The organism is Peredibacter starrii (genome assembly GCF_034259205.1).
Lineage (GTDB): Bacteria > Bdellovibrionota > Bacteriovoracia > Bacteriovoracales > Bacteriovoracaceae > Peredibacter > Peredibacter starrii.
On record NZ_CP139487.1, the window covers coordinates 2,552,944 to 2,565,508 of the forward strand.

A 12,565-nucleotide genomic window follows, 5' to 3' on the forward strand; every position below is an offset into this window, starting at 1 on the left:
CTGAACCGCCTAGAATTTAAACCGATTTTGGCGCCAAAAAAATGACAGAAATCACTATTCGTAACGTAGGGCCTCAATTGGATGAAGCTTTGAGGCCGTACGGGCCGGATAGACCCCGAAAAGAAGCCCAATAACGAGGGAAAACACGAAAGAAATGACGACACTCACGATGGAAATTGAGGTCGACCAGCCAGAAAAAGCGTTGAGAACAATGGCGAAAGTCACTCCTGTGAGAATTCCCATGACTCCCCCGACAATGCCCACCACCACGGATTCGACGAGAAATTGATTCAGGATGTCTCGACCGGTTGCACCCACGGCCTTACGAAGACCGATTTCTTTGGTTCGTTCTTTTACAGAGACCAACATGATGTTCATGATTCCGATACCACCCACTACTAGAGAAATAGCAGCAATGACGGTGAGAAGAACAGTCATGGTTTGAGTGCTGGCCTCAATCGCCTTTTTCATGTCGGCCATGTTCCAAACTCGGAAAGCTTCCTCTTGCGAGGCCACTGGGATTTTGTGACGGGTATTGAGAAATGTTCTGATTTCTTCTTCGAGATCAGTTGTGTCGGTATCGTTTGCGATCTGCACATCAATCGAATCAATGGTCGTGCGACCAAAGAGACGGCGTTTCGCGGTTTCAATCGGAACCAAGATCACATCATCCTGATCGCGAAAACCACTTGAACCTTTTTCTTCTAAAAGACCCACCACTTGGAAATTTGTTTTATTAATTTTGATGAACTCTCCCAGAGCGTTTTTTCCTCCGAAAAGTTCTCGGTACACAGTTGCACCAATGAGGGCAACTCGAGCGCGTTTGCGATTTTCTTCCTCAGTGAACTTACGGCCTTCCATGACCTTCATGGATCTCAGATCATAGTATTCCTCACCCACACCTAAGATCGATGAGTTCCAGTTTTTATTTTTATAAACGACTTGTCCGCGGCCTTCTAAACTTGAAGCAGCATCTACAATTTGAGGGAATTTATTTTTTAAAGCGTCCGCATCCTCTTCGTAAAGAAGTGCGGTCGATCCGGCCTGAGTCGCTGCACCGGCCGATCTCATCACACCAGTCCGAACCATCAGGAGATTTGCTCCCATACTTGAAAGCTGAGATTCGATTGCTTTCTGAGCACCTGTACCGATCGCCATCATGGTCACTACTGAGGCCACACCGATGAGAACACCGAGAACCGATAAAAAAGTTCTGATCTTATTCGACATGAGTTGCTTCATGCCTTGGCGAAAGTGCTCTTCAAGAGAGAGCACACCATGTTTGTTTTCTTTCAGAGAGACTTCAATTTCAGGTCTTTGTGGAAGAGGCTTATTGCGAGTATCCGAGATGATTTTCCCGTCGCGCATTCTAATAATGCGATTACTCTGCTCCCCAATTTCATCTTCGTGAGTCACCATCACGATGGTCATGCCCATGGCATTGAGTTCGCGAAGAATCTCCATTACCTGTTTTTCACTCTGAGAATCAAGGTTACCCGTGGGCTCATCCGCTAAAATAAGTTTTGGTTTATTAATAAGTGCACGGGCAATCGCCACACGCTGCTGCTGACCACCGGACATTTCGCGCGGTAAGTGATCGGCGCGAGTTTCAAGACCAACTCGGCTAAGTAGATGGTTTGATTTTTCTTTTTCAATTCTTCCCTCTGAATACAAGAGCGGCAGGGCCACGTTTTCAGCGGCATCAAAATACGAAAGGAGATTAAATTGCTGAAAGATGAAGCCTAGTTCATGACGACGAAAGAGGGCCAGTTCATCTTCGTTATAGTTTGAAATATCACGGCCATCAAAAATATATTGGCCACTGGTTGAGACATCCAGACAACCAATGAGATTCATAAGGGTCGATTTTCCTGAGCCTGATGGGCCCATAATTGCTACGAAGTCTCCTTCATCGATTTTAAGTGACACGTGATCCAGCACCGTGAGTTTGTTCTCACCCATGGTGTAGACTTTTGTGATGTCCTTAAGCTCGATGAGTGCGCTCAACGTTTGCCTCTCCCACCACGTGGACCTTGTGGCATAAATGGATTCTTCGCCTGTTGCTTACCTTTAAGGGCAAGACTGCGAATCACAATGGTTTCTCCTTCAATAGGACCTTTCACGACTTCGGCCATGCGACCATTATCAAGACCAAGCTCAATTGGAATTGAAGTGATCTTCTCACCCTGTTTTACTTCGACGAATTTTCCTTCATCATTTGATGTCACTGCCGCCAGAGGGACAATGAGGACATCTTTTTTGTCCTGAACCACGATGTTCACATTCGCGGTCATCCCACTGCGCATGAACTCAGGCACTTCATCCGGTAGAACGTCTACCACATAAGTTGTAACGTTATTGGTGACGGTTGAGTCGTAAGCTACGTGAACGACTTTTCCTTTTACTGGATTTTGTGGGTAAGCATCGAGTGTAATGAGGGCACGCTGACCGTTTTTCACTTGAGCGATATCAGTCTCATCTACTTGTGTTTTTACAGTCAGGCGATCGGCCATGGTGAAGATCACATCAGTGCTGGTGAAACTCTGGCCGGTTTCCATACTTCTAAGAATGAGAGTACCATTAATTGGAGCAATCACTGGGGTCGGCTTATAAAGATCCTGCCAACGTTTAAATTCCTTATCCCCTTTGGTGCGAACTGAATCGAGTAGGGCCGCGCGCTCAGTGGAACTGGTCCAGGCAAGAATATCTCCGCGCTTCAGAACGTCCCCTTCCTTCACGAGAATCTCTTCAATACGTCCGGCAACCGGCGACTTAATCTCGAGACGGTTTTGAGGGCTCACAGTTGCCGTAGCATCGACTGTAACTTTTAGATCACCTTTCTTAATTTGCACCGGAGTAAAAACATATTCCTCTCCAGTCTTACGAGAAAAATAAAAAACTCCGCCTGCTGCGAGGGCAACAATCACAACCAAGAGGGCGATGAGCTTCTTGTTCATGGAATGGATCCTTTTCCTATCACTTTTTCAAAGTTTGCATAACGAATCACACGGTCGCGCTTACTTTGAAGATATGTAATCTGTCTGGTAATGAGTTCGTTTTCAATAATGTCCCAGTCTTCGAATGTCAGAAGACCGTTGTTGTACTTGATACGAGAAATCTCCGCTCGAGTGGCACTGGCGTTCTTAAACTTTGTATCCACCGCTAGTTTGATGTCACTTTGTTTCGCGAGAGTTTGCGCCTGTTTAATTTGTGGCACGAGAGTCAGGAAAGTTGTGCGTTTACTTTCTTCTGCAGCGTATTTTGAAAAGATCGCAGACTTGGTGGCACTGTAATCGGCGAATCCATCAAAGATGGGAATCGAGAGGGTCAGGGCCATCGACCAGCGTTCGTTATCTCTGTTCGGAAAGAAAGTCTGATCTTGTCTGGTGACATTTCCGACTAAATCCAGACTTGGAAGAAAGTTTGAACGAGCAATTGTGATTTCTTTTGAAGCAATTTTCTCAGTCGCGACCGCGCGATTATAATCCGGAGTTTCAGTCGCGAGATTAACGATCTCGTTTTCTTTGATTGCTATATTCGCCAGAGGTAAGTCCCCGGTCGCCTCATAATCATCAAAGCCTTCGCGGTTTAAATAGGAAAGCAAAGTTGAGCGGGCCACACGAAGAGCGTCTTGGGCGGCGATGTTATCGAGTTTGGCTTGTTCGAAGTAGGCCTCTGAAAGAAGCACCGAACCTTTGTTCTCACGACCATTATCATAGCGAATGGAAACGAGTTTATAGTTACTTTCACGACGTTCAATAATGTCGTCAGTTAGTTTTAGATATTCCTGAGCATAAACGAGATTGGCGAAGGCCTGTTTCAAGTTATAACTCAAATCAGACTTCACGCGTTCGCGGTTCCAGAAAGAATCTTTCACGCGCCATTCGGCCTGATCGACTTTTGAAACGTCTTCCAGTCCATTAAAGATGTTTTGATTGAGGGTCAAGGCACCAAGATAGTTGCTTGAAACGGAACTCGAGCTGCTGTTTAGAAGAACGCCGTTAGAAACGATCCCTCCGCCTCCACGAGAGCCAATCCGAGTGGCCGAGACGCTTGCTCGGATACTAGGCATATACCCCCGACGGGCGACTTGCACATTTTCTTGAGCGGCCAGGTATTGTTGATTTGCCTGTGAGAGTGAAGTGTTTTCTTTGAGTGCCATGTTAACCACGTCATTCCAGGTTAACTGAGCAGACCACCCCAGGCATGGTAAGCAGGCAAGGCCCACAAATATACGAGTAATCATACGTTTATTATTCCTTATCCCAGTTTATTTGCACTAAAATAATGACATATTTCAGGAGCAATTATGGCCATCGTGCAAACCGGTCTTTCTCGACTATTATCTGATACAAATGTGCAAAGAATGTTCAAAGGTAACATTGGCTATCTCTGCCATAGTGCCTCTGTAACTGAGAACTTAGAGCATGGATTAATCGCGATTCAGCGTACATTCGGTTCTCAGCTAAAAAAGATCTTCGGACCTCAACACGGATTCGTGACTGACGTTCAGGACAACATGGTTGAAACCAACCACTACATTCACCCTTATTTTAAACTTCCTGTTTATTCTCTTTATTCGGAAACTCGTATTCCAACTGATGAGATGCTTGAAGGTCTTGATCACATCTTCGTGGATCTTCAAGACGTGGGAACTCGTATCTACACTTACATCTACACGATGACTCTTCTTATGGAAGCTTGTCAGAAGAAAGGCATTGAAGTGGTTATCTTGGATCGTCCAAATCCAATCGATGCTGACACTCTTGAAGGTAATATTCTTGATATGAATTACGCTTCATTCGTGGGCCGCCATCCGATTCCAGTTCGTCATGGACTTACAATGGGTGAAGTGGCGAAGATGCACCAGAAATACTGGGGCGGTAAGGACTGCAAACTTACAGTTCTTGAGATGAAGGGCTACGATCGTAAGATGAGCTATGAAGATACAAAACTTCCATGGGTCATTCCTTCACCAAATCTTCCAACTGTTGAAGCTGCTTATACATTCGTGGGCACAGTTCTTTATGAAGGAACAAATATCTCTGAAGGCCGTGGTACAACTCGTTCTCTGGAGATCATTGGCCATCCTAAAATTGAAGCTTTCGGTTTCCATGAGAAACTTAAACCAGTACTTGAGAAAGCAAACCTTAAAGGTTTCGTGCTTCGTCCGCTGGTGTTCTTACCAACTTTCCAAAAGCACCAAGGTAAACCTTGTGGCGGTTATCAGATTCACGTGACTGATCGTAAAACGTTCGAGCCATGGCGCCTGTGTCAGTATCTTCTTCGTGAGATGTATCATGAGCTAGGATCTGACTTTGCTTGGAAACAACCTCCGTACGAGTATGAGTATCACAAGGTTCCAGTTGATCTTATCAACGGTACAGATAAACTTCGTCACTGGGTTGAGAAGCGCGGTACGGAAGAAGAGTATCAAGCGATTATGAAAGAGCACCAGGCCGAATTCCTGGAGCAACGTAAGAGCTGCTTAATTTACTAGAAAAAGAAAAGGCTCCGAAAGGAGCCTTTTTTATTAGTGTTCGCCGAGATAGATTTTTTTCACATCTTCATTATCGAGAAGATTTGAACCACTCCCCTCTAGAAGAATTTTTCCAGTTTCAAGCACGTAAGCGTAGTCTGAAATCTTCAGCGCTTGCTTAGCGTTCTGCTCAACCAGAAGAACTGTCGTTTGATTGTCTTTATTGATTTTAACAATAATATCAAAAATAAGTTTCACCACCTGAGGTGCTAGACCCAGGCTCGGTTCATCTAAAAGCAGAAGATCTGGTTCACCAATGAGAGCTCTCGCGATCGCAAGCATCTGCTGCTCACCACCTGAAAGAGTTCCGGCGACTTGATTGATACGCTCTTTGAGTCTTGGGAAATAATGAAATCCCATCTCAAGGTTCTTATCAAAATTTACTTTTGCGTGATGACGGCCAACTATTCCGAGTTGAAGGTTTTCCATCACTGTAAGGTTCGGGAATACACCACGGCCCTCAGGGCAGTGAATAAGGCCATCGCCCACCAGTTGATATGATTCACGATTTGAAATCGGATGACCATTGAAGACAACTGCACCAATTGATTTCACATTACCTGAAATCGCTTTAAGTGTTGTTGTTTTCCCGGCGCCATTGGCACCAATCAAAGAAACGATTTTTCCTTTAGGAACTTTGAATGAAATTCCTTTCAGGGCCTGAACGTTTCCAAAGTTAACGGCCAGTCCGTCTACTGCTAAAATTTCCATTAATCGACACCTAGGTAAGCTTCAATTACGCGTTTATCATTCTGAACCACTTCTGCCACACCTTCGCAAACAAGTTGGCCCTGTACCAGAACGTAGATTTTTTCACAGATTTTCATCACAAGACCCATATCGTGTTCGATGAGAAGGACAGTGATGTGACGCTGTTTTTGAATATCACGAATAAGAGTTGTGAGTTCTCTGGTTTCAGCTGGGTTTAGACCTGCAGCTGGCTCATCTAAAAGAAGGAGCTTTGGATTCAGTCCAAGCGCTCGAGCTATCTCAAGCTTTCTTTGCTTACCATATGGAAGACCACCGGCCGGCACTTCTGCGAGATCTTTGATTCCCATCACGTCCAGAAGCTCCATGGACTTCATGCGAATCTCTTCTTCTTCCTGCTTGAATTTCTTATTTTGGAAAATCATATCACGGATAGAAGTTTCAGAAGACGAATAAAAAGAAGTCATCACGTTTTCAAGAACTGAAAGTTCTTTAAAGAGACGAATATTTTGAAATGTTCTTCCAATCCCCATTTGGGCAATTTCATAGGGCTTCTTACCAACTAACGACTGGCCACCAAGTCTCACGTCACCAGTTGTTGGTGCATAGATCCCAGTGAGAACGTTAAAGATCGTCGATTTACCAGCACCATTGGGGCCGATAAGTCCGTATAAAATTCCTGGCTCAAGCCTCATGTTCACGTTCTGACAGGCCTTGACCCCGCCGAACTGAAGGCTCATATTTTCTACTTCGAGGAAAGCCATTTCCATTCCTTATTACCCATAATCCCTTGAGGACGCAGGATCATAATTAAAATAATCGTTAGAGCGTAGATGATCATACGAAGATCGATGCCTGTAATGTCCTGAACCACACGAAGGCCCTCAGGAAGAACAGTTAGAATCCCCGCTCCCATAATCGCACCCGAAAGACTTCCGAGACCACCTACTACGTTCATGGCAATCACTTCAAAACTCTTCACGAATGTGAAAGTTTGAGTTGAAAGGTAACCTTCAGAGTGAGCGAAGAATGATCCCGCAACACCGGCCATGAAACTTGAAAGCACGAAGGCCTTAAGTTTAATGCTCAGAGGATTAATCCCCATCATGTTGGCCGCCATTTCGTTTTCTTTAATCGCCAGCATCGCGCGACCAAGACGACCATCACGAACACGCTTGATCACTAAAATTGTAATGATCGTGAGAAGGAAAACCGAACCAAGGTTCATGTAAACCGGAATATCTGTCATTCCACGAGCACCACCTACGGCATCAATGTTCAGAAGGATAATACGAATAATTTCACCGAACCCTAAAGTCACCATGCCCAGATAGTCACCAGCAAGGCGAAGTGTACTTGAACCAATAATAAGTCCAATCACAGCTGCTAATATACCGGCCGACAAGCTTCCAACAACCAGTTGAAGAGCAAATGGTGCTGTTGGTAGCAGGAATGAAACCACAGATGCTGATGCATAAGCACCAATCGCCATGAAGCCCGCGTGACCCATTGTAAAAAGACCAGTAAAACCATTTAGCAGTGCCAGAGACACTGAAAGAATGATGTTGATTCCAAGAATGATGAGAACAGAGTAATAGTACGGCGAAATAAGTCCAGAGAATCGCCCTGGCTTCGCATAAAATAAATCTGCAAGCTGAACTGAGAATCCACTCAACACAAAGTTAAGTGCAATCGCAGACGCAAAGAAAATTCCAGTAAGTAATAGCGTGGTGTTTATCTTTTTTGCCATGATTACACCTTCTCGATTTTCTTCGACCCAAGAAGACCTGCTGGTCTGATCAAGAGCACGAGAATAAGAATCACAAAGGCAAGAGCATCACGGTAAGTTGAACTAATATAACCGGCCACATAAGTTTCCGATAAACCAATTAGAATCGCACCGATCACAGCACCTGTGATGTTACCGATACCACCAAGAACTGCTGCAATGAAGGCCTTAAGCCCCGGCAGAATTCCCAGAAGAGGATCAATTTTTGGATAGGCCACACCGTAAAGAACGCCCGCTGCACCAGCGAGTGAACTTCCGATGATGAACGTAATGAGAATCACTTTGTTAACGTTGATCCCGATGAGGTTGGCCGTCTCAAGTGAGTGACTGATCGCACGCATCGCTCGTCCAAACTGAGTTTTGAAAACCAGGAACGAGAGAATTTGCATAAGAACAAATGAAACAATAAAAATCGTTAGTTGGTTTGAATCAAGAATGATGTCACTACCAATATCGATCATTTTACGAGGAAGAATTTCTGGAAAGAACTGTGGTGAAGCACCAAACACTAACTGGCCACCGTACTCAAGGAACAAACTCACACCGATTGCAGTAATAAGAATGTTGATACGAGGAGCACGTCTTAATGGTCTGTAAGCAAACTTCTCAATGAGCACACCCATGAGTGCCGAACCGGCCATGGCCACTAGAATAACTGTGATAGCAGTTAAAAGTGATGGCTCAACATTCGGAATGAAGTATCTGATGAAGTAAAGTCCGATAAAAGACCCCACCATGAAGATATCTCCGTGGGCAAAGTTAATCAGCTGAAGAACGCCGAAAACCATTGTATAGCCCAGGGCAACTAGAGCGTAGATACTCCCAAGTGCCAGGCCGTTAATTGTGTGTTGGATAAATTCGTTCACTCGAAACCTTTTTTAAGGATTAACAGTCTCAACAAACTTAAAGTTCTTACCTTGAACCTGAAGAACTACTGCTGATTTAGTTGCATCTCTTTTTTCATTGATCGAAATAATTCCCGTTACACCTTGGAAGTTTTTAACTTGCGCAAGGCCATCACGGATTGCTTTTGGATCAATTGAATTAGTTGATTTAATCGTCTGGAAAAGAATTACGGCAGCATCGTATCCAGAGGCCGCAAGTGCGTCTGGTTTAGAACCGAAACGAGCTTGGTAGTTCTTAATGAAGTTTTGAACCTCAGGGCGTGGATCTTCAACTGTGTAGTGGTTTGAGAAGTACGAACCATTGATCGCTTCTCCACCAATTTCAACTAGCTTCTCAGAATCCCAACCATCTCCACCCATAAGTGGAACTTTAATACCTTGTTCACGGGCCTGACGAGCAATCAGACCAACTTCTGTATAGTAACCAGGAACGAAAATGAATTCCGGTTGCTGAGACTTGATGTTTGTAAGCTGAGCTTTAAAATCTACGTCACCAGAAACATATTTTTCATCCGCAACAATTTGACCGCCAAGAGCAGTGAAGGTTTTGATGAAATAGGTTGCTAGACCCATTGAGTAGTCTGACTTCGAATCACGAAGAACCGCCGCTTTCTTAAACTTTAAAGAATTGAAAGCAAACTTCGCCATCACTTCACCTTGAAATGGATCAATGAAGCAAACACGGAAGATGTAATCACCTTTTTGTGTTACAAGCGGGTTCGTCGAGCTTGGGGTAATCATTGGTACTTTGTATTGTTGAGCAACTGGTGCACCCGCAAGTGAACGAGTTGAAGCAACTTCACCAAGAACCGCAACAACGTTATCAATATTGATAAGCTTCTCTACTGAAAGACGAGCTTCCTCAGGCTTACCTTGGTTATCGTAAGCTTTAAGTTCAATTTGTTTTCCAAGAAGACCACCGGCCTTGTTCCACTCTTCCATCGCTAGAATAATTCCATCGCGTGTTGAAATACCGAACGTAGCTTCAGCTCCAGTCATTGAACCGAAGTTACCGATCACGATTTTGTCAGATTTGTCCTGACAGCCCATTGCGATTAATAGCATTAAGAACAGAATGGATTGCACGATCACTCTCAAGTTGGTCTCCTTAATTTTATAAAGAATTTCAAAAACCTTAATAGTCTACAATTCTTATAAACGAAATGAGAACCATCTTCTTGAATTAGTTGATGTTGAAGTGTCCTTACATTTCCTTACTCATGTATCTCGTCAGATGCATTTGAGGAATTCTCCTCTGAGGAAAAGTATTTTTTTCACTCTACGGTGACGAAGATATCAACTTTTTATTTCTTTCTGACTGCAAACCTTAAGGCAACCTTTATTTTATTTGTAGCAATTCATGCAACGACCTCTCATTTACTTTCGCTGGAGAAAGTTAACTTTTTTAACAATTGACAAGTCCGTATCTTTTCCGTATTTTTTTTATCATGAGACTTAAACATTTAGCAAATACAATTTTACTGATTGATACAAAAAATTTGGTGAGCACTGAGAGAAGTGCGACCACTAAACTTCTTCATCATTTAAAGGAAATAGAGCGAAGAAAGCTCTATTGCGACTTAAAATATTCGTCTTTGTTCGCTTATTGCGTGCATGAATTAGGTTATTCAGAAGGCGCGGCCCAAAGACGAATTGTGGCCGCACGCGCTTTGGCCGAAATGCCAGAAATTGAGACAAAAATAGAAGACGGAAGTCTAAATCTCACAAATATTTCATTAGTGAATCAATTCATTGATGATCCTATTCAAAAGCGTGAGGTCCTCAAAGAAGTTGAAAATTTAACCAAGACAGAATGTGAGAAGAAATTATTTGAAATTACTGGCAAAGAAGAAAAACCAAAAGATAAACGGAAAAGGATTTCAAAAGATAAGATCCAGGTAGCGATTGTTTTATCGGATGAAACGATGGCCTATGTTGAAAAACTAAAAGGTCTTCTTGGCAAAAATCTTGATATGGATCAACTCGTTCAATTTATGGCGAAAAAGGCCATTGAATCAGTAGAAAAATCTAAGTTTAAACAGACCACACCGAGAAAATCACTTCCGCCAGTGAAAGTAGGACGTGTCATTCCGGCCGCAGTGAAAAGAGATGTGTACTCACGAGATAAGAAATGCACCAATTGTGGTTCATTCCGTAATCTAAATTACGACCATATCCTTCCCTATTCTATGGGAGGACCAAGTACCAAAGAGAATTTGAGAATATCGTGCTCACCGTGCAATCAGCGAGCGAGGATAAAGGCGGGGCTTGTGGCCCCGCCGAGGAAATTTACTTGAACATTGGAGTAAGAGGCATTGGAACAACTGAGAATGGGTAAACTCTTTCAGATCTGAATGAAGAAGGAGCTTTTACCGCAGACTTAGCGCGAGAGATTGCTTCAGTTACTGACATTGAGTTTGTCATTTGAGCAGCAACAACAGCGCGTTCAGTGTTCACGATACCGCCAGTAGCAACTTTATCAGCTAGGAAGCCCTTAGGGTCAACTGTGCCCATAAGGATTTTCTTGATTTCAACTGGCTTAAGACGAGGGTTTGCCTCTTTAATTTGTGCAGCAACATTAGCTACGAAAGGAGAAGCTTGAGATGTACCAGATACTTTTAGATATTCGTTGCCTGGGATCGCCGAGTGAATCAGCATGCCTGGAGCTGCGATATCAACCATTTTTTTACCGTAGTTAGAGAATGGCGCGAAGAATTCATTCTTATAAGTAGCACCAACTGTAATTACGTTGTCAGCTTTGATGTTTGCTGGAGATGTACCGAACTGATCGTTCGACATACCATCGTTACCGGCAGCAAATACGAAAAGTGTGTTTGGTGCAGCAGCTACGAAGTTTTGGCCATGTTTTACCATTGCAGCGATGAACATAGCAGCGGCACGGTTAGAATCTTCTTCAGAAGGTTTTTTGAAGAAAATAATACGGTAAGCGTTGTCTGTGATCATTTTAGCTTGGTTGAAACCAGTACCGAATGAACCGTTAGCAACGTCGGCTTTGTGGTAAGCCGTGAAACGAGCGATGTCTGTAAGCATTTTCATTTGCTCAGCAGCTAGAGCGTCGAAAGCTTTCTCAAGAAGTGACCAACGGTCAGCTTGGTAAGCTTTGTTGCGAGCTAGGCCGTCGAAGAAAGGCTTCACTTCAGTTGGGATAAGCTTGATGCCCATAACGTTGTTCTTAGTGTTGCGGATAGAGATACCAGCAACGTGTGTACCGTGAACGAAGTTACCGAACTTGCCCATTTCTTTGATGAAGTTAGGGTCTTTTACTTTTTCTTTTAACCAAGCGATCTCAGATTCAGTTGCTTGACCAAGGAACATTTTTCCTTGAATGTCGAAATACTTCGAGCAATCAGGAGAGAAAGTGCCAAGGTAAGAGTAATCGATGATGTTGCCGTTTTGTTCAGCAAAGTTCCAACCGTGAACGTCGTCTTGGTAACCGTTGCCATCGTTGTCACGACGGTCTTCAACTTCGCCAGCGTTAGTCCAAAGATTTGGAACGATCATTTCGTGTTTGTAATCAAGGCCAGAGTCGATAACAGCGATAGTAGCAGCGTTTGCTTGAAAACCGATGGTCGCAAGAACGCACAAAGAAATCCATTTCATATA

The 12,565-nt window shown here is 43.7% G+C and carries 11 protein-coding genes; 2 read left to right on the forward strand and 9 right to left on the reverse strand.

Features of this window, described 5'->3' with window-relative positions:
• Positions 1-54: 54 nt before the first annotated feature.
• The 3 genes from SOO65_RS12965 to SOO65_RS12975 are packed head-to-tail and all read right to left on the reverse strand — an operon-like array spanning position 55 to position 4,246.
• Positions 55-2,007 (reverse strand): ABC transporter permease, encoded by a 1,953-nt coding sequence (locus SOO65_RS12965; protein ID WP_321390602.1) that lies wholly within the window; start codon positions 2,005-2,007, stop codon positions 55-57.
• Entirely contained in the window at positions 2,004-2,957 is a 954-nt protein-coding gene (locus SOO65_RS12970; RefSeq protein WP_321390605.1) for an efflux RND transporter periplasmic adaptor subunit, read from the reverse strand. The genes SOO65_RS12965 and SOO65_RS12970 overlap by 4 nt, the downstream gene beginning before the upstream one ends.
• Positions 2,954-4,246: a TolC family protein gene (locus SOO65_RS12975; RefSeq protein WP_321390608.1), complete on the reverse strand. Its 1,293-nt coding sequence runs from the start codon at positions 4,244-4,246 to the stop codon at positions 2,954-2,956. Before SOO65_RS12975 ends, SOO65_RS12970 begins: the two co-directional genes overlap by 4 nt.
• A gap of 63 nt (positions 4,247-4,309) precedes the next feature.
• On the opposite strand from SOO65_RS12975, the gene SOO65_RS12980 reads away from it, so the two are divergent.
• Positions 4,310-5,500 (forward strand): exo-beta-N-acetylmuramidase NamZ family protein, encoded by a 1,191-nt coding sequence (locus SOO65_RS12980; protein ID WP_321390611.1) that lies wholly within the window; start codon positions 4,310-4,312, stop codon positions 5,498-5,500.
• 33 nt (positions 5,501-5,533) lie between these two features.
• Here SOO65_RS12980 and SOO65_RS12985 read toward each other — a convergent pair whose 3' ends face one another.
• The 5 genes from SOO65_RS12985 to SOO65_RS13005 are packed head-to-tail and all read right to left on the reverse strand — an operon-like array spanning position 5,534 to position 10,033.
• Positions 5,534-6,250 (reverse strand): ABC transporter ATP-binding protein, encoded by a 717-nt coding sequence (locus SOO65_RS12985; RefSeq protein ID WP_321390614.1) that lies wholly within the window; start codon positions 6,248-6,250, stop codon positions 5,534-5,536.
• On the reverse strand, positions 6,250-7,011 hold the full coding sequence (locus tag SOO65_RS12990) for an ABC transporter ATP-binding protein (protein ID WP_321390617.1): 762 nt from the start codon (positions 7,009-7,011) through the stop codon (positions 6,250-6,252). Before SOO65_RS12990 ends, SOO65_RS12985 begins: the two co-directional genes overlap by 1 nt.
• On the reverse strand, positions 6,993-7,997 hold the full coding sequence (locus SOO65_RS12995) for a branched-chain amino acid ABC transporter permease (RefSeq protein ID WP_321390620.1): 1,005 nt from the start codon (positions 7,995-7,997) through the stop codon (positions 6,993-6,995). Before SOO65_RS12995 ends, SOO65_RS12990 begins: the two co-directional genes overlap by 19 nt.
• A 2-nt stretch (positions 7,998-7,999) precedes the next feature.
• Complete coding sequence (locus tag SOO65_RS13000) at positions 8,000-8,902, reverse strand: branched-chain amino acid ABC transporter permease (RefSeq protein WP_321390623.1); 903 nt, start codon at positions 8,900-8,902, stop codon at positions 8,000-8,002.
• Positions 8,903-8,914: 12 nt separating this feature from the next.
• Positions 8,915-10,033, reverse strand: coding sequence for an ABC transporter substrate-binding protein (locus tag SOO65_RS13005; RefSeq protein ID WP_321400198.1), 1,119 nt, complete (start codon positions 10,031-10,033; stop codon positions 8,915-8,917).
• Between the two features lie 356 nt (positions 10,034-10,389).
• On the opposite strand from SOO65_RS13005, the gene SOO65_RS13010 reads away from it, so the two are divergent.
• Positions 10,390-11,238, forward strand: coding sequence for an HNH endonuclease (locus SOO65_RS13010; protein ID WP_321390626.1), 849 nt, complete (start codon positions 10,390-10,392; stop codon positions 11,236-11,238).
• Here the strand turns inward: SOO65_RS13010 and SOO65_RS13015 are convergent.
• A complete protein-coding gene (locus tag SOO65_RS13015; protein ID WP_321390629.1) occupies positions 11,231-12,562 on the reverse strand; it encodes a S8 family serine peptidase in 1,332 nt (443 codons plus the stop codon). The two genes, SOO65_RS13010 and SOO65_RS13015, sit on opposite strands and share 8 nt — an antisense overlap.
• Positions 12,563-12,565: the final 3 nt, after the last annotated feature.

Coding starts and splice junctions, on each gene's coding strand:
- SOO65_RS12980 (WP_321390611.1), top strand. CDS start 4,310: ATGGCCATCGTGCAAACCGGTCTTTCTCGACTATTATCTGATACAAAT.
- SOO65_RS13010 (WP_321390626.1), top strand. CDS start 10,390: ATGAGACTTAAACATTTAGCAAATACAATTTTACTGATTGATACAAAA.
- SOO65_RS12990 (WP_321390617.1), bottom strand. CDS start 7,011: ATGGCTTTCCTCGAAGTAGAAAATATGAGCCTTCAGTTCGGCGGGGTC.
- SOO65_RS12985 (WP_321390614.1), bottom strand. CDS start 6,250: ATGGAAATTTTAGCAGTAGACGGACTGGCCGTTAACTTTGGAAACGTT.
- SOO65_RS13015 (WP_321390629.1), bottom strand. CDS start 12,562: ATGAAATGGATTTCTTTGTGCGTTCTTGCGACCATCGGTTTTCAAGCA.
- SOO65_RS12970 (WP_321390605.1), bottom strand. CDS start 2,957: ATGAACAAGAAGCTCATCGCCCTCTTGGTTGTGATTGTTGCCCTCGCA.
- SOO65_RS12975 (WP_321390608.1), bottom strand. CDS start 4,246: ATGATTACTCGTATATTTGTGGGCCTTGCCTGCTTACCATGCCTGGGG.
- SOO65_RS12995 (WP_321390620.1), bottom strand. CDS start 7,997: ATGGCAAAAAAGATAAACACCACGCTATTACTTACTGGAATTTTCTTT.